Source organism: Anabaenopsis arnoldii, assembly GCF_028331025.1.
Classification (GTDB): domain Bacteria; phylum Cyanobacteriota; class Cyanobacteriia; order Cyanobacteriales; family Nostocaceae; genus Anabaenopsis; species Anabaenopsis arnoldii.
In genome coordinates this window covers 12,812-30,050 of record NZ_JAQMUH010000092.1, presented here as the reverse complement: position 1 = coordinate 30,050, position 17,239 = coordinate 12,812, and the positions used below count along the sequence as shown (strand labels likewise).

Annotated in this window: 16 protein-coding genes; 2 read left to right on the top strand and 14 right to left on the bottom strand. The window is 42.4% G+C overall.

What is annotated here, in order from left to right:
- The 3 genes from PN457_RS08095 to PN457_RS08085 all read right to left on the bottom strand — a co-directional run.
- A partial coding sequence (locus PN457_RS08095) for a MerR family transcriptional regulator (RefSeq protein ID WP_271732521.1) occupies positions 1-151 on the bottom strand: 151 nt, incomplete at its 3' end.
- Positions 152-911: 760 nt separating this feature from the next.
- Positions 912-1,373 carry a PIN domain-containing protein gene (locus tag PN457_RS08090; RefSeq protein WP_271732517.1) on the bottom strand — a complete coding sequence of 154 codons (462 nt, stop codon included), beginning with the start codon at positions 1,371-1,373 and terminating at the stop codon, positions 912-914.
- A gap of 389 nt (positions 1,374-1,762) precedes the next feature.
- A complete protein-coding gene (locus PN457_RS08085; protein WP_271732515.1) occupies positions 1,763-2,551 on the bottom strand; it encodes a DUF1868 domain-containing protein in 789 nt (262 codons plus the stop codon).
- A 405-nt stretch (positions 2,552-2,956) separates the two neighbouring features.
- Between PN457_RS08085 and PN457_RS08080 the strand changes: the two genes are divergently transcribed.
- Entirely contained in the window at positions 2,957-4,291 is a 1,335-nt protein-coding gene (locus tag PN457_RS08080) for an FAD-binding oxidoreductase (RefSeq protein WP_271732514.1), read from the top strand.
- A gap of 46 nt (positions 4,292-4,337) precedes the next feature.
- Here PN457_RS08080 and PN457_RS08075 read toward each other — a convergent pair whose 3' ends face one another.
- The 6 genes from PN457_RS08075 to PN457_RS08050 all read right to left on the bottom strand — a co-directional run bounded on the left by PN457_RS08075 (position 4,338) and on the right by PN457_RS08050 (position 11,377).
- Entirely contained in the window at positions 4,338-5,306 is a 969-nt protein-coding gene (locus PN457_RS08075; protein ID WP_271732513.1) for a BsuBI/PstI family type II restriction endonuclease, read from the bottom strand.
- Positions 5,307-5,328: 22 nt separating this feature from the next.
- Positions 5,329-6,411, bottom strand: a complete 1,083-nt coding sequence (locus PN457_RS08070) for a DNA cytosine methyltransferase (protein WP_271732512.1) — start codon at positions 6,409-6,411, stop codon at positions 5,329-5,331.
- Between the two features lie 81 nt (positions 6,412-6,492).
- A complete protein-coding gene (locus PN457_RS08065) occupies positions 6,493-7,533 on the bottom strand; it encodes an ABC transporter ATP-binding protein (RefSeq protein ID WP_271732511.1) in 1,041 nt (346 codons plus the stop codon).
- A 29-nt stretch (positions 7,534-7,562) separates the two neighbouring features.
- Entirely contained in the window at positions 7,563-9,182 is a 1,620-nt protein-coding gene (locus PN457_RS08060; RefSeq protein WP_271732510.1) for an ABC transporter permease, read from the bottom strand.
- A gap of 3 nt (positions 9,183-9,185) precedes the next feature.
- The gene (locus PN457_RS08055; RefSeq protein WP_334310753.1) at positions 9,186-10,196 is read right to left on the bottom strand and encodes an iron ABC transporter substrate-binding protein; all 1,011 of its coding nucleotides are present in this window, start codon (positions 10,194-10,196) and stop codon (positions 9,186-9,188) included.
- 155 nt (positions 10,197-10,351) lie between these two features.
- A complete protein-coding gene (locus PN457_RS08050; protein ID WP_271732509.1) occupies positions 10,352-11,377 on the bottom strand; it encodes an iron ABC transporter substrate-binding protein in 1,026 nt (341 codons plus the stop codon).
- A 690-nt stretch (positions 11,378-12,067) separates the two neighbouring features.
- On the opposite strand from PN457_RS08050, the gene ilvC reads away from it, so the two are divergent.
- Positions 12,068-13,063, top strand: a complete 996-nt coding sequence (gene ilvC / locus PN457_RS08045; protein WP_271732508.1) for a ketol-acid reductoisomerase — start codon at positions 12,068-12,070, stop codon at positions 13,061-13,063.
- A gap of 58 nt (positions 13,064-13,121) precedes the next feature.
- Here the strand turns inward: ilvC and PN457_RS08040 are convergent, their stop codons facing one another.
- The 5 genes from PN457_RS08040 to PN457_RS08020 form a co-directional block, all read right to left on the bottom strand.
- Positions 13,122-14,516: an amidase gene (locus tag PN457_RS08040; protein WP_271732507.1), complete on the bottom strand. Its 1,395-nt coding sequence runs from the start codon at positions 14,514-14,516 to the stop codon at positions 13,122-13,124.
- A 107-nt stretch (positions 14,517-14,623) separates the two neighbouring features.
- A complete protein-coding gene (map, locus tag PN457_RS08035; RefSeq protein WP_271732506.1) occupies positions 14,624-15,451 on the bottom strand; it encodes a type I methionyl aminopeptidase in 828 nt (275 codons plus the stop codon).
- A 94-nt stretch (positions 15,452-15,545) separates the two neighbouring features.
- On the bottom strand, positions 15,546-16,058 hold the full coding sequence (locus PN457_RS08030; protein WP_271732505.1) for a plastocyanin/azurin family copper-binding protein: 513 nt from the start codon (positions 16,056-16,058) through the stop codon (positions 15,546-15,548).
- 105 nt (positions 16,059-16,163) lie between these two features.
- On the bottom strand, positions 16,164-16,592 hold the full coding sequence (locus tag PN457_RS08025; RefSeq protein WP_271732504.1) for a VOC family protein: 429 nt from the start codon (positions 16,590-16,592) through the stop codon (positions 16,164-16,166).
- Between the two features lie 53 nt (positions 16,593-16,645).
- Entirely contained in the window at positions 16,646-17,155 is a 510-nt protein-coding gene (locus PN457_RS08020) for a TIGR02652 family protein (protein ID WP_425332610.1), read from the bottom strand.
- Positions 17,156-17,239 lie beyond the last annotated feature (84 nt).

The following is a 17,239-nucleotide window of genomic DNA, read 5'->3' as shown; positions in this document are numbered from 1 at the left end:
CGCCGATTTTTTCGACTTCTTCGAGGATGAACCGCCTTTGACCGCCTGGTGTACGGATTGCTTTAAGCTTACCTTCGTTTTCCCATCTCCTGAGACTGGAGACATGGACACCAAGGATTTTAGCTGCTTCCTTGGGAGTGATATGTTGCATCAAAACCTCATTAAATCAACTACTTTTAGTGTAGCGTGAGTTAATGAGATTTGCTTGTTTTAAGCAAATAAGTTACAATTAGTTACACGTCCACTCCAGAGGCTGACATGGTAGAACTTACCGCATCTAAAAGGGTACACCGACCGCCGGACAGCGTTTGATGCGACATTTAAGGAAACTGGTGCTAAGACTCCCACATTTGTATAGGATTTAGGATTTTTGCCACCGGGTTTCTAGATGTCTTTGAAAGGCAGTGGCAAAGCCTGGCTTACAGGAGTTGTCCACGCTTACCTACTTCGCCTTTTATATATGAGCTTTACCGCTATGGAAGTAGTTTAGCATTTGTAAACGTCCTATGGGAATCGGGTTTGATTTTCCCACGGGGGAGGTAAGTTAACTATCAATATAATACGGCAGGGTGACAGACCTGAGCTTTGAGGTAGCCGGGGAAACGCGAGAGGATGTTTGTCAAGTCATGATTAGTGTATCAACTATTGTTTTACCCCTCCCTAGCCATCCCCTTGTAAGGGGAGGGGAATGGATTTGATTGTTTTTTGTGGGGTCGGTGAGCGAAGTCGATAGCGATAGCGTGGCGTTAGCCATACCGTGTTCGGTGTGTTCCCTCAAACTAAAAAAAATTGTACCTCACGAGCATGGGAAATGCTATATAAACAAGATATGACAACAAGTTATAGAGAACGATACCACTTAAAGCCGGGTTTACTGAGGAAGATTACAACTGTTGAGAATCGACTCTCTCTCAAGGATGGGAGATGTTAAATCTAGTGGCTTGTAGCTGATTTTCTAGGTTTGCACGTAAGCGCAAGTCTGCTATTGACCAAACCCACAAGTTATTTGTAGACAATATAAAATCTTCTTGTTTATGAGTGACAATTGCATCTAATTGCCAATACTTAGCACAGCATAACTCTACAGCAGATTCAAAATCCCTCAGGGGTAATGAACGTGCCTTTTGGAGAATGTGGGGGTTAACCTGAGAGAGTGCAATTTTTTCCTGTAACCAATATAATATCATCTCAGCAATATTACTACCGTTTAAGCATCTGGCATAGGCAGAAATTTTTTGCGCGCCGAGATTTGTCAGGTACATCTGAATAGCTGGATTTACTTGGTCTAATAATTGTCTAATATCTTCTGTAAATTCTTGGCGATTCATCAAAGCTTCTAGTATTAAATCAGCATCCAATAAAATTCTGATCACTTGATATCCCCTTTATAGTCTAATAAAGATAGCGTCAGAAAGCAGTTGAGAGCCATTAATTTTACATTCCTGGTCTGGATATTTTACGTACTTACTTTGGGAACAATCAATTAGTAAGACTGTAATTTAAACAACTCAAGTCGTAAGTATAAATGGGCTTTAGCTATCTCAATTGAGTATGAACATAATTAAATACAAGCTGAACCAGCAAGATTTCAGATAGGGTGTGAAATTAGGCTTGAAGTAATGTTCAGCCCAATTATCTGCAATTGAGCTCAAGGGAAGTCTCAGAGGATGTCTGGTGTGGTTTGATTGATGAATTGATTGGTTGAGGCGGGGAATGGGGAAGACCAACGGACGGCTTTTAGCCGTCCAGGTCTTGGTTAAATCTAAAAATTTAAGCTCGGCCAGTCTGGTTGACGATAATAGTGGGTCATGTCATCGAATTTTCGTAGTTCCACAGAGTGGATGAAAAATTCTGGAGAACTTTCCAGCCATTGCTGATTCAATTCAGACAGCATAGTGGTGAAATTTGTACGGTCTAAATCTGAGGAAATGTCGCCAAAATAGCCCAATGTAATGTGGGCTGTCAGGTGATAATGCTGTTCAACACCCAAAGCCATTAAGTTGGGATTTTGATAGATTTGGCGGCGAAATTGAATAATCTGCTCATAACAACGTTGGTCTTGAGGGACTAAACAAACACCTATGGCTCTCGGCATGACTATCAGCCCGAGCATTTGCCATTGAATCGGAGGGGTTCGGTTTGTGATGGATTGTTGATATTGCTGCAAGATTTCAGCACAACAGGAACGTAACTCTTGTTCAAATTCCGGGTTTTTTTCGCAGGTATGAAGATAAGCACTGTCCCAAATCAAGTCAGCTAAAGTCAAATGAAAGCTAGTAGGGGGTACGGGGACAATCAAATCACTATTGACAGGTAGCTGTAAAAGTTCCTGCTGGTAAGATTGTAATTTTGTATAGAAGGTAGAGTTTTTCGCATCTTCGTCACCCGGTGGGGTAATGAGTGAATACCCAGGAAAAGGTGTAGGTTGTCTGAGTCCAGAATGTAAATGAAACTTACCAGATTCCTGAATATGCTGAATTTGGGATCTGTAAGCTTCTGGTAGCGTCATTCTTGCTACTCGGTTTAGGTAAGTTTGATAGTTGTCGTCCAATCTTAGTAGCCTCGCGCTCTCACTTGATAGATTTTAAGGAAATTTACTCAGATTATGCAGAGTGATTTCAAAAGTGTTGAACTTTTTTTTCAATGTTTCTATTTTTGAGTTATAATTATTACAAATCTATAAGTATAATTTACCTTTTTTTGTGGAGATGCTAGCGCGGACGGTTAGCCGGTTCTGGTCGGCATGGTAACCCATTCTTGGCATATCAACCATCTGCCACAAGAGTCAATTCTGTGTTTGGTAGATATGAACAGCAATTCATCCCCTGAGTTGCTGTGAGTTTATCAGTGGTGATGCGTAAAATAAGTAGGTTAAAAGACAAAGGGACGCAGGGTTAATATAGCATTGGGGGTTAAGTGTGTCAAAAATACGACAAGGCAAAAGGATATATAAACTATGACAAAAATATTAGATACTCTGGTTAACTCTCTCTCAGGTCTAGAAATTATTACCGAACCTAGCCACGTGGCCAAATTATCTCAGGATTATCACACCTTTAGCCCAGTTCTAATACCAAAGCTGCAAGGAAAAGTTGGGGATATGGTTGTCCGTCCCAGCAATGAAAAAGAGGTAATAAAAGTTGCCCAGGCTTGTGTAGAATACCAAATACCTATAACTGTGAGAGGTGCGGGAACTGGTAATTATGGGCAATGTGTGCCTTTACATGGGGGCGTAATTTTAGATATGTCGCAGATGCAGGGGATACCTTGGGTAAAACCGGGGGTAGCACGGGTAGAAGCTGGGGTAAAGTTGGCGGCTATAGATAAAAAAGCTAGGGAAATAGGCTGGGAAATCCGGATGGCACCCTCGACATACCGCACAGCGACTATTGCTGGGTTTATTGCTGGTGGAAGTGGGGGGATTGGGTCAATACAATATGGGTTGTTAGGCGATCGCGGTAATATTTTAGCTCTGCGAGTGGTAACCTTAGAAGACCAGCCCCGTGTCATGGAATTACGAGGTGATGATGTCAGTAAAGTAACTCATGTCTGGGGTATCAATGGCATTATTACTGAGGCGGAAATTCCCTTAGGGCCTGCTTACCCTTGGGCGGAAGTGATTGTTACTTTTAACGATTTTATGGCAGCTGGGAGGTTTGGGCAAGCCTTGGGTAATGCGGATGGGATGATTAAAAAATTAATTGCGGTGTTTGCAGCGCCCATTCCCGAATACTTTCACTCACTACAAGAGTATATTTCCCAAGGTAGTCACTCAGTCTTGTTAATGTTGGCGGAACCAAGTTTAGAATTATTACCCGGTTTAGTGCAGCAATATGGTGGACAGATTACCTATAAAAAACCAGTTGCAGAAAAAAGTCTGAACTTGGGGGAATTTACTTGGAATCACACCACCCTTCACGCCCGGAGTATAGATCATTCAATTACCTACTTACAAAGTATGTTTCCGCCAGATCCTAATTTGGAACTGGTAGAGCATATGTATCATTACTTTGGTGATGAAGTGATGATGCATTTAGAATTTTTCCGAGTGAATGGGAGGGTCATTCCAGGTGCTTTACAGCTGGTGCGTTACACCACAGAAGAACGCCTAAATGAAATTATTCGCTATCACGAAGCCAAGGGGGTATCTATTGCTAATCCCCACACATATATTATTGAAGATGGGGGGAGAAAGGTGATTGACCCTGAGCAGTTAAAGTTTAAGGAAATGGTTGATCCTTATGGGTTAATGAATCCTGGTAAAAGCAAGGTTTTAGAATTTAATAAATGAAGCTGTGAAGATTCTGGCAGTTGTGCCTGGGATATAGTTTATTTATTCAATATGGCCCTAAAAATCGCTCGCCGTTGAAGTGAATTATGTGAGTTGGGTCTTCTGCGACCCAAACTTCTGTTTCCCAAGCAATTTCCTTAATATATTTTGCCATGTCACTGCGACACTCAAAAGCAGTAACAAATACAAGCCCTGCTGCTGAATTTGCAAATATAGCTTTTAGTTCATTGCGGCGTTTAGGATTGATGGGTCCATGACTAGTAGTAGCTTCAATTAGTATCAACCAATTCTTTTCTGTAAAGTGAACGACAACATCAGGCATCTTCCCGTGTGCTTCAACTATGATATCTAAAGATTTTAGAGATTCACTATCAAAATGTCCCCATTTATCACCAGTATCACCTATGTAAAGTAACTCTCCTCCTGGGGTGAACAAAGCACAAAAATTATTAATAATTTTTTCAATAAGAATGTTTTGACCTCCTGGTGATAAATAAATAATTTTTTCTTTAACTCTCACAGGAATTCTTTGCATATGACGTTCCTGAGCATATCGAGTCTTCAGTGTTTCTACTGTGTTAAGATAATTTTTTAGATTTTTACTCCAATCATTTGTTTGATATTTACGAAATAATTCTAATGCACTGGGCTCAATTTGATAAACTGTCTTTGGGCTATTTGTTGCTCTTGACGGTTCATCAGGGTTTATCATGACAAAGCCAGCTTCCTTAAATTGGTGAATCGTTTGACGACGAACTGTTTCACGGGTATTAGGTGCATATATTTTACCATAATTGTCAGCTATAAATTCCATGATCGGAGTAATTCCGAGTAAAGGATTTGTTGCATTACTCCAAGATATATTCACTTTTAGGTCGAGCAAAGCCAGTAAGGTTAGTGCAGAACGCTCATTTTGTTGCGCTGTGGGTAAATCGAGATCCCTGAGAACAGCTTTAGCTTCTTCTATTTTTTGCACTGCTAAGATAGAATTAGGCGAATTTAAGTTATTGGACATTTTTCAACACTCCTCTTTTACTTCACTTGCGGTTATTTCTCGCTGGTTTATTAACAGCATCTATTCCAAGTTCTAGAGATAGCTGTATATATTGACTTGGTTGATGAATCTTTGCAGATGAAGAGTATTGATTCCTGTGCAAATAAGTTTGTACAGAATTCGCTAAAGCCTTTGCTAATAAAGGAGGTACAGCATTACCAATCTGGTTAAACTGATTGTTTTGGGAACCTTGAAATTGAAACCAATCAGGGAAACTTTGTAGACGCGCGCCTTCACGAACTGTCAGCCTTCTTCTGCGTCCATCTGGTAAACGGATGCGTAACATATCACCGGTTGGACTGGATAAATTTCTACAAGTGACTGTTCTGACAGGGGAATCCAAATGAATATCCCTAGGGTTGATGCATTTAGAAGCTATCTCATACTTTTTAATATATTCATCCATGCTAGGAGTCAGAAATTTAGAATTAGGTGGTGCTAAATATGCTAATTCTCCCAAGGCTTCCCCAGCAGTGTAAGGTGAATATAAATGTGTTTTTTCCGGCCACTCCCACCCGCCTTTATGTGCTACACAAAACAGTCTCTCTCGTTTTTGAGGTACACCATAGTGGGCGGCGTTTAAAATTTCCCATTCAACTATGTAATCAAGTTTTTTTAAGGCTAAAACAATTTCTGCAAAATATTTCTGATTACGAAATAGCATTCCCCTGACATTTTCAAACAAAGCTAGTTGAGGACGATAACGCTCAACAGCAGCAAGAAAAGTTGGGAAGCCATCACGACTATCTTTTAAGCCTAATTGATGACCACTGACGCTAAAGGGTTGACAAGGGGGACCGCCAATTATAACTGTAGCTCCCTCAATTAAATCAGATAATGGTGTTAAATTAAGCTGATGACAGACACTCGGCAGATTATGTTGATATGTCGCGCAGGCATCTGCTAAAATTTCGTAACCAATTGTTGGAAAACCTGTAGCTTCAAAGCCCAGGGCTAACCCACCACAACCGGCAAATAAATCAATGACTAAATGTTGAGTTTTATTTGTTTGAGGTAGTTGTAGTTCTGTTTCTAGAAAGTTCAGGTAAGGCGGTCTGAATGTCAAGGTTTGAAATCAAATCTTAAAGAACTAATTAGATAAAAGTAGGGCAGTAACCCTAACTATAAACCTGTAAGGGTTGAAAATCTATGGTGTGAACACCTGAACAGTATCATTTGGGACAGATAATTGCACCCGTGCGCCGATGGGTAGGGGAATATCAGCGATGGTGCGAGCATGAATTTCTTTCCCGGAGGCGGTTTTTAAACAATAGAGATACTCTCGGCCTAAAAATCTGCGGCTGTGAATAAATACAGCCGAATCAGTGGCTGGTTCTAATCTTAAGCCTTCCTGACGGATCATGATTTCGCCGGTATCGTTGCTGAGGTTAACTGGTAATTCAAAATTACCTACTTCGGTTTCCCAAATATTACCTTGACGGCGGGCGGGAAGGAAGTTAGCCTGGGTGACAAATTCAGCGACAAACCTGGATGCAGGATGAGTGTAAATTTCTTCTGGTGTGCCTATTTGTTCTAAGTTTCCTTGTCTCATGACACCGACTAAATCGGAAATTGCTAGCGCTTCTTCTTGGTCATGGGTAACAAATATGGCTGAAGTACCTGCGGCTTTGAGGATGTCTCGGATTTCTTCGCGCAAGCGCAACCGCACTTGTATATCTAGGTTGCTTAAGGGTTCATCTAACAGCATGAGTTGAGGTTGGGGTGCTAAGGCGCGGGCGAGGGCGACTCGTTGCTGCTGTCCGCCTGAGAGTTCGTAAGGGTAACGTTTTTCTAAGCCTTGCAGGTTGACTAGTTCAATGACTTGGCTGATACGTTTTTGTATTTGCTGTGGTGTGGAATGTTTTAAGCCAAAGGCGACATTTTCGGCGACGGTTAAGTGGGGAAACAGTGCGTAGTCTTGAAAGACAATACCGATGTCGCGGTGTTCGGGGGGAACAGAAACAGAACCGTTACCAACTATTTTACCGCCAATTTTAATTGTTCCCGATTGCAGCTTCTCAAAGCCGGCAATCATGCGCAACAGGGTAGTTTTACCGCAACCAGAGGGGCCGAGTAATCCTAATATATCTCCTTGTTGGAGGGTTAAGGAGACGTTATTGACGGCGGGAGGGACATTTGGGGAAAACTGCTTGGTGATATTTTCTAATTGGACAATTGCTTGTTGCATGGTAGATAAGAAATAAAGCGATGAGGAAATTAAAATTTGGGTTGTGTTTTGGGGTTAGGTATTACTTTGTCTTCTTTAACGTTTTCTTGAGATAGTACTAATAAGGTTGAACCCATGGAAACTAGCAGCATGGTGAGGGAGGCGGCGGCCGCATCGGCAAAAGCTACGTTTTCTGTGGCTTGCCAAATTTCTGTGGCTAGGGTGTTAAAGCCTATGGGTGCTAGTAACATTGTGGCGGGTAATTCTTTGATGGCTGTGAGAAATACTAGTACTGCACCACTGATTAAACCTGGTTTGACTAGGGGAAGGGTGATTTCTTTTAGGGTTTCCCAAGGAGTTCTACCTAGGCTGCGTGCTGATTCTTCTAGCTGGGGATTTATTTGTAAAAGACTAGTGCGTATTCCTCCCATTGATTGGGGCAGAAATAAGACTAAATAGGCAAATACCAGCATTGGTAATGTTTGATATAGCCAGGGTAAGTAGTTAGCCCCAAAAAAGACTAATGATAAAGCGATGACAATTCCTGGTATGCCAAAACTGATGTATGAGCAGCGTTCAATGATGGCGCTGATTTTGGTGGGGAATCTGACTGATAGGATGGCTACAGGTAAGGCAAATATTGTAGCAGCGATCGCACCTAATCCAGCTGCTGAAACTGAGTTGAGGATACTGGGTAACAAGTTGGGGAAGTTGTAACCGCTGTTGATCCCGCGAATTAGCCAAAATAAGGTGATACCTACTGGTAACACTACACCGAAGCTAGTGATCAGTAGGCAAAAGCCCAGAGCTGGCCATTTCCAAATTCCTAATTTGACAATTTTGGGGGGACGCAGGGAGGCGGATCCGCGAGTGTAATATGCAGCGCGCGATCGCATGCGATACTCTAGCCATAAAATCAACAGTACCAGTGTTACCAACATTAAAGATAACACTGCGGCTGTGTTGCGGTTAAAGCTAGCTTTGTATTGCATGAAAATTACCCTTGTAAAGGAGTCAAACTGCATTAAAGAGGGTGTACCGAAATCTCGCAGCGCATACAAAGCTACTAATAACCCCCCGGCAATTATTGATGGTTTCAGTTGAGGTAGAACCACCTTAAAAAAGGTTTCGTGACTACCATAACCCAGACTGCGCCCGGCTTCTTCTATAGAAGGGTCTATACCTTGTAGTCCTGAACGTACACTCAGGAGTAAGTAAGGGTAAGTAAACAAAGTAATTGCTAAAACCGCACCGGGAAAACCATAAATAGAAGGTAACTCTTCTACTCCCAAAGGTTCTAGTAATATTTGTAAAAAACTGCCTCTGGGTGCTAAGGTGGCAATCAAAGCAAAACTGCCCACATAGCTAGGAACTGCTAAGGGTAATGTGGTGGCCACTACCCAAAATTTCCGTCCTGGTAAATCTGTCCGCACTGTTAAAAAAGCTAATGGGACGGCAATCACTGCAGAAAATACAGTCACTGTTGCCGCCATAGCAGCACTCTGTAAGAATACATCAATATTACGGGGACGAGTGATTAATGCCCAAAACTCATCCCCACCAATACCAACTGCGCGAATCACTAAATATACTAACGGTAGGGTAATAGCCACAGCTACCACCCCCGCCGCTAATATGAGAAATAATGGAGGGCGAACCGATGATTTCAATTTTTACAAAACTCCTGCCTCTTGTAGCAATTCTAAGGTTCCTTCTAAATCTTGTAAATTAGTGAGGTTAATATTTGGCCCCTGAATCTGACTTAATGGTACTTGATTTGCTGGCCCTGCTACTCCTTTGACTAAAGGATATTCATTTGTTTGTGTAGCAAAGTATGTTTGTGAACTTGGTTTGAGTAGGTAGCCAATAAATCTTTCTACGTCTGATTTTTGCTTGGTGGATCCCATAATTGCGACACCTGCGATGTTAATCATCGATCCTGGGTCTTTATTAGTGTAGTGAGTCGCCACAGGGAAATTAGGATTAGTTTTTTTGAAGTTAGCTAAGTAGTAATGATTCGTGAGACCGATATCAGCTTCTCCGCGTCCTATGGCTTCGACAATTGTAGTATTGTTGCGGTAAACTTTTGTGCCATTAGCTCTCATAGCTCGTAGCCATTCCAGAGTTCTGGTTTCTCCTTCCAGGGTGCGCATGGCGGTAACAAATGATTGGAATGAACCGTTAGTTGGAGCCCATCCTACCTTACCGCGCCATTGTGGTCTGGTTAACTCCCAGATAGACTTTGGTAGTTCACTTTGTCGGACGCGATTCGTATTATAGTTTAATACCCGCGCCCGTCCAGAAATACCCATCCAATTTCCCCGGGGAGAACGAAAGCGCGGATCTACTTGGTTGAGTAGGTCAGGCGAAATGGTTGTAGTTAGCTTGCGTCTTTCTAACGCGCCTAAAGCACCTGCATCTTGAGCAAAAAATAAGTCAGCACGGGTATTTTTACCCTCTTCCACTAGAGCAATAGCCAACTCCGCAGTATCACCATAACGCACTTGGATATTCATACCCAGGTCTTTTTCGGCTTGTTCGAGTAAGGGCGAAATCAGTTTTTCTCCTCTACCTGAATAGATAGTGATAGTTTTTGTCTGTGCATTTACACTCAGACCAATTCCCCAAGTGAGCATGAAAGCTAAAGCTCCGGCTGAAACTTGCTTTAATGAGAAAGTTTTCAATTTTTTACCCTCGATTTTTCCTTAACAGAAATATTTTTCAATAGAGTTGACTACTTATAAGTATTATCATTAAGTAGTCCTAGTAAGCAAGAACAATTCTCAACTTTTTTCTCAGCAGGTTCTGCTGGTGTGAGCTAACCAAGAGCCAGATCGGCTTAAATGACTGCTACTTCCTGCATGATTTGTAGTGTTTTCTCCAAATCATTGAGGTTACTCAAATCAATTTTTTTATTTTGTTGGCGAATTTCAGTGAGTGATTTCAAATTCCCTTGGGGAGAAATTCCCGAAACCAGAGGATACTCATAAGTTTGATTAGCAAAATAGTTTTGAGCATCTTGACTGAGCAAAAATTCTGTAAACCTTTGAGCTATATTAGGATGCTTGGCAGTATTGACAATCGCTACGCCGGCGACATTGACTAAAGACCCAACATCTTGAGTGAAATGATGTGCGACTGGAACTTGAGGATTATCTTGTTTAATTCGTTCCAAATAGTAATGGTTAACAAGTCCTACAGCTATTTCACCACGACTTAAAGCTTCAACTATTGATGTGTTGTTAGGATACACTTTTGGCTGGTTAGCTTTAATACCTTTTAACCATTCTTTTGCTTTCTCGTCACCCTCGGCAACCCGTAACCCAGTGACAAAGGATTGAAACGAACCATTGGTAGGTGCCCAGGCGATTTTCCCTTTCCATTTCGGGTCAGTAAAGCCAAAAATTGAGGATGGTAATTCCTCTGGTTTGACTAATTTAGTATTGTAATCTACTGTACGGACTCGACCCGTAACACCTACCCATTTACCCTCTGGAGAACGGTAAGCACTATCGACCTGATTCAGGAGGGAGTCGGGTAATTTTACGGCTCTACCGGCTTTCTGTAGCGCTCCGAGAGCGCCTGCATCTTGACCAAAAAATACATCTGCGGGACTATTTGTACCTTCTTCCAAAATTGCTGATGCTAATTCAGCCGTATCACCATAACGGACTTGAATTTTAGCGTTAGTTTGTTGTTCAAACTGCTTGATTAATTCACCGATGAGTTTTTCGTTGCGTCCTGAGTAAATTACTAGTTCTGATTCTAACTGTGTGGCGGTTTGATCAGAATTCCCATTGCAGGAAACTACTAATCCAGCGCTAGCAGTTGCTATTCCTAAATAAATAAATTGGCGACGTTTCATGCTTTCCCTAAATCGGAACTGTTACAGATTTTGATCAAACAATCAACTGCTATGGCTACTTGAGAGAACAATTGTGCTCCTCCTACCAATTGGATGCAAAGATGACTGATTTTGCGGTAATGCTGTTTTTTTTAGTTGATATTATTGACAATAACTTTTAATTATGATTCTAGATATACTTGAGATTAATTTCTATTAAATCAGAATTTTGCTCTAAAAGCAATTAGATCCATATAGGAATTATTCGCGAATAACTAGGTGGGTAGGAGTTTTACGGAGTAGGTTTAGTTTCTCAACAGTTTTTGGCTATCAACCATTTTGGGTGTCCCTGGGGTGAAATGCATTGTGATGGAAATTTCAGGGATAGTGGGGCGATCGCTCAGGGGATGTTTGTCAAGTCATGATTAGTGTATCAACTATTGCTTGACCCCACCCTAGCCCCTTGTAAGGGGAGGGGACTGGATTTGATTGTTTTTTGTGTTTTCCCCAATCCTTCGGTGTTCCCTGTTCCCTGTTCCCTGTTCCCTAAGATAAAAATTACCTGTGGAAAACTTATCAAACATCCTCTGAGTGAGCCTAGAAAATAAACGTATAATCCAGGTCTATAAATTGATCTGTCTGTAGTTACTCAATTTAAGGTATGATCAAAAGCCTGCTAATTAATGACAATGCTGCTGACAGGAGATGCATATGGCCCGGATGTATTATGACGAAGATGCCAATTTAGACCTTTTGGCTGGAAAAACTATTGCCATTATTGGCTATGGTTCCCAAGGTCATGCCCACGCCCTTAATCTAAAAGATAGTGGTTTAAATGTGATTGTGGGACTATATCCGGGTAGTAAGTCAGCAGTCAAAGCGGAAGCATCTGGTTTAACTGTGAAATCTGTAGCCGATGCTGCGAAAGCTGCTGATTTCATCATGATTTTATTACCGGATGAAGTCCAAAAGACAGTTTACAAAAACGAAATTGAACCAAATCTAGAAGCTGGTAAGGTTCTGGCCTTCGCCCATGGCTTTAATATTCACTTTAGCCAAGTCGTCCCACCTGCTAATGTAGATGTGGTGATGGTTGCACCCAAAGGACCGGGACATTTAGTACGCCGGACTTATGAGCAAGGACAAGGGGTACCGGCGCTGTTTGCAGTTTATCAAAATGCTAGCGGTCAGGCACGCGATCGCGCCATGGCTTATGCTAGAGGTATTGGTGGTACAAGGGCTGGTATTTTAGAGACTACATTCCGGGAAGAAACCGAAACAGATTTGTTTGGTGAACAAGCGGTATTATGTGGTGGTTTAAGCGCCTTAATTAAAGCTGGATTTGAAACCTTAGTAGAAGCTGGTTATCAACCAGAGTTAGCTTATTTTGAATGTCTCCACGAAGTGAAACTAATTGTTGACTTAGTTGTGGAAGGGGGACTAGCCCAAATGCGCGATAGTATTTCTAACACTGCTGAGTATGGCGACTACACCCGTGGCCCTAGGGTAGTGAACGAAGCTACCAAAGCGGAAATGAAGAAAATCCTCAGCGAAATTCAATCTGGGCAATTTGCGCGGGAATTTGTCTTAGAAAACCAAGCTGGTAAACCAGGATTTACTGCTATGCGCCGCCAAGAAGCTGAACACCCCATTGAGGAAGTTGGTAAAGATTTACGCGCCATGTTTAGCTGGTTAAAGAAAGTGTAATTGAGCTTGCGTAATTCCCCATGGGGAATTACGCAATATTATGATGTCCTTGGTGTTTCTATACCAAGTTGGGTCGATGTTGAATCCAAGGGTTGGCGGCTTCTAATTGCGCAGCTAGAGTAATTAAAGTGGATTCCGCCGCGGGTTTGCCCACTAGCTGTACACTCATAGGTAACCCGTTAGCATCAAAACCCACAGGAATGGCTATAGCCGGTTGTCCCGTGGCGTTAGCAGCGGGACAAGGTGCTACCCAGTGGATAATTTTTTGGAATGTCTCTTCTGGAGTTAAATCAGCCCATTCCCCCACCCGAATGGGTGAACGTAAATATACAGGCAATACTAGTACATCTACGGTATCGAAAAACGCCACAATTTGCCTGGCTAGGATTTGCATTTGGGAAACCGCCCGGAGATACTCACCCACAGAACCTATGCGGGAGAAGAGAAAGCGATTCACCGGCTGTAATGCTTCTGGTGGTATTCCTGATGCAGCGACAGCACCTTGCCACACAGTTTGAAATGGTTCTACTAACCCACTCAAATCAAGGGACTTCTCTTCTATAGTATGACCTAATTGTGCTAATAATTCTACTGTTTGCATTACCCCTTGCTGACAGTTAGCATCAGCTAGCCCCAGGGGGTGGATACTGGTACTAAAGGCGATGCGTAAATTACCGAGTTTCTCTGTGGTAGCGGCGAGGAAGGAAGTTTGAGGATCTGGTAACCAGTAAGGATCACCTGTGACATAACCGGACATGACATCTAAAAGGGCGGCTGCATCTGCTACCGTCCGGGCGATCGGTCCATTAGTACCAAGTCCAGCTACGGGACTTCCTACGGGTGCATGGGTGACTCTACCCCTTGATGGTTTTATACCCACTAAACCACAGCAAGCCGCAGGACCGCGAATAGAGCCGCCACCGTCGGAACCTTGGGCTATGGCACACAACCCCGCTGCTACCGCTGCAGCAGCACCGCCACTGGAACCGCCGGGGGTGTATTCTAAATTCCAAGGGTTTCTCGCTGGGGGAAATCCTGTAGGTTCGGTGTAAGGAAATGAACCTAGTTCTGAGGTGGCGGTTTTACCCAGGATAATAAATCCAGCTTGTTTAATGCGAGTGACTACGCCATCATCGTAGTGAGGGATGTTTTGTAATAAGGCTGGACTCCCATAGGTACAGGGTACACCAGCCACGGCGTTGAGGTCTTTAATGGAAATGGGGACACCGAAAAATGGCGGTAGTTCTGAGGTGGTTGTTAATATTTCTGTTTTAGCCTGAGCATCTGCGATCGCTTGTTCTGCTGTGACTGTAAAATAACTTCCTAGTTGGGGGTTAAACTGCTCAATGCGGTTTAAATATAATTCTACTAATTCCAGGGGTGATAGTTCCCGACCACGAATCAGCTTGGCTAATTCTAGGGCTGGGGTAAAAGCTAAATCATTGTTATTCATATGTTGATTAATTAAAATATCTATTTATCAGGGTATATTTACTTATGGCTGGAGTTATATAACCTCCAAGTTTGTATTAGGGACTGGAGTCCCCAAAACTATGTATATTAAACTTGGGTGCGGTCTGTTAAAATCTCGTAACCTGTTTCCGTCACTAAAACTGTATGTTCAAACTGGGCTGATAGAGAATTATCTACAGTTACAGCAGTCCACCTGTCAGACAATATTCTAGTATGCTTAGAACCTGCATTTAAAATTGGTTCAATTGCTAAAGTCATTCCTGCGCGGAGTTTCACATTTGGCATTTCCCGGGTGCGGTAGTTAAAAACTGAAGGTTCTTCGTGTAAATTCCGACCTACACCATGCCCTGTAAATCCTTCCACCACACTAAAACCATTACTTTTTACATGGTCTTCTATGGCTCCGGCTAAGTCAAGTAAATAAGCACCCGCCTTTACCTGTTCAATACCTTTATAAAGTGCTTCTTCTGCAACGCGGATGAGTTTAGCAGCATCTGGGGTGACATCTCCCACGGCGATGGTAATACAAGAATCACCATGAAAACCTTCGTAATAAGCACCGGTATCTACTTTTAACACATCCCCGGTTTGAATTACTTTCTTAGTGCTGGGGATACCATGGACAACTTCATGATTAATACTGGCACAAATGGAACCGGTAAAGCCATGATAGCCTTTAAAGCTGGGTGTAGCGCCCATTTCCCGGATGCGGTTTTCAGCGTAAGCGTCCAAATCAGCTGTAGTCATACCCGGCTTGACCATCTCAGAAATTTCTTTGAGTACGGTAGCTACAATTTTAGCTGATTGCCGCATGGTTTCAATTTCCCGGGGGGATTTAATTTCAATTCCCCGGTGTTGTTTTGGTGTGGTTTGGGGCTGAGTTTTTTGGGAGAGCAGGTTACTGAGAATGTTCATGGAGAGTTTAATAATTACTGATGACTGACTGATATGGCTATAAATTTAAGTTAGCTTATTTTTACCAAGCCTGGTTTGCGATTGCTGTCATCAGTTACTGTATAGCAATTTCTCCTGTCATTCCTGCTGCTGTATGTCCGGCTATAGAACAGTTTAAGCTATATTTCCCGGGTTTGATGGGCACAAAGAACCATTGCGCTTCTGCACCGGGTTTGAGTTCTAGTTCATGAATTGCGCCTTTGACTTCTACTTTGCCAGCTTCGACTTTTTGCGTCCAGATACTATCAGCAAAATCTTTGGCTGTGAAATAATGTTTTAGTTGGCTGGGATTATTTAGGTGTAATAGATAGCGTTTACCAGGGACAAATTCTAAATGATCTGGTTCAAATTTGAGTTCATTAGCGGAATTACCTAAACTAATCGTAATTTCTCTAGGTGGCTGTTTAAGTAAATTATCTGTAAAATCAGCGGCGATCGCCTGGCTCTGAAGCGCAAAAACTAAGCACAGCAGCAAACATAGGAAAGTGAACTGGCGAATTAAACGCAGTACATTAGGTAGAATTGGGTAGAATATATTTTGATAAAATTCTGTAAATAACCGAGTCATTGAGTAGTTAAACCAAATTTTGCCAAGGGGATAATATATTAACTAATTTTGACAATGTTACAAAAAAACCAGAATAATTGTAGCATGGTTTAATACACCCTGTAACTAATCAAGTTGAGCCAGACAGCGAATAAATTCTAGGGGTAAGCCATCAGTATCAGCAATAAAAGCCACCTCCCAAATGCGATCGCCTATTTGCTGCTGAGTGGGTTCTAAAAGTACTTTCAGGGGTGGTAAATTCTCTGCACAATTAACACGTGATTGTAAATTTGTCAACCATCCGGGTAAATCGGATGTAATTGTAGTTAAATCAAAAGACAGATGATAATAACCCACATAATGCTCATCGGTAAAAGCATCTGGTGCGGGTTTAGGTTGAGGAATTTGGATTAATTCGATTCTTCCCCCTAAACCTTCCATCCAACAAGCCAGAGTATAGCCTGTGGTGAAGCGCTCACAAACTGTAAACCCTAACAGTTCATAGAATGCGATCGCCCGATGAATATTAGCAGTGCGAATCGAAGCGTGATGCATAATAATTTAGTCACCCCCTGGTAGAGACAATTGATCGATTGTCTCTACATCTGTTACTCAAATAATCGGAAATAGGGATAGCGTACAGGTACACCAGGTTCCTTTTCCAGATCAAAATTAATCACATCCCAACTGGGATCTTGGGAAGCATCGGGGCTAAAATCCACGGGTAAGCCATATAATCGTGCTGAGGTAGCTTCCGGGTCTCCAGAACGCCAAGGGGTGCTACGTTCTAGATAGCCACTCATCAACTCCTGATAACGTTGAGCAATAATTACCCGTGTTGCCCTGTAACCTTGAGTATACAGCTTATCCAATGCCTCGTGGATTTCAAAGCGAATGCCATCGGGATGGGTATGCTGTCTATACCATTCATTATTCCAGCGTCGCCAATGACGACCCGACTGGAGGTGAACTAACTCTCCATTTTTAGGGTTGGCCTCAAAAGCACCATGACGGGGACACAAATAAGTATCTGTGAGTGTCAGAGCCGGAATAGACTGACGACAGTGGGGACACTGAATGTCAGGGCCAAATATAGGGTACTGCAAGCCTGGATTCATCATGAAGTGCATAAAAACATATTGTCGTTTTCACCAGCACCAGCGAGTTGGATTTGACACTTCGGCTCCTCTATTGTCGAGGCT

Bases quoted from the DNA above. Each gene is read 5' to 3' on its own strand.
- PN457_RS08080 (WP_271732514.1), top strand. From the start codon at position 2,957: ATGACAAAAATATTAGATACTCTGGTTAACTCTCTCTCAGGTCTAGAA.
- PN457_RS08075 (WP_271732513.1), bottom strand. From the start codon at position 5,306: ATGTCCAATAACTTAAATTCGCCTAATTCTATCTTAGCAGTGCAAAAA.
- PN457_RS08065 (WP_271732511.1), bottom strand. From the start codon at position 7,533: ATGCAACAAGCAATTGTCCAATTAGAAAATATCACCAAGCAGTTTTCC.
- PN457_RS08050 (WP_271732509.1), bottom strand. From the start codon at position 11,377: ATGAAACGTCGCCAATTTATTTATTTAGGAATAGCAACTGCTAGCGCT.
- ilvC (WP_271732508.1), top strand. From the start codon at position 12,068: ATGGCCCGGATGTATTATGACGAAGATGCCAATTTAGACCTTTTGGCT.
- PN457_RS08040 (WP_271732507.1), bottom strand. From the start codon at position 14,516: ATGAATAACAATGATTTAGCTTTTACCCCAGCCCTAGAATTAGCCAAG.
- map (WP_271732506.1), bottom strand. From the start codon at position 15,451: ATGAACATTCTCAGTAACCTGCTCTCCCAAAAAACTCAGCCCCAAACC.
- PN457_RS08030 (WP_271732505.1), bottom strand. From the start codon at position 16,058: ATGACTCGGTTATTTACAGAATTTTATCAAAATATATTCTACCCAATT.
- PN457_RS08025 (WP_271732504.1), bottom strand. From the start codon at position 16,592: ATGCATCACGCTTCGATTCGCACTGCTAATATTCATCGGGCGATCGCA.
- PN457_RS08020 (WP_425332610.1), bottom strand. From the start codon at position 17,155: ATGAATCCAGGCTTGCAGTACCCTATATTTGGCCCTGACATTCAGTGT.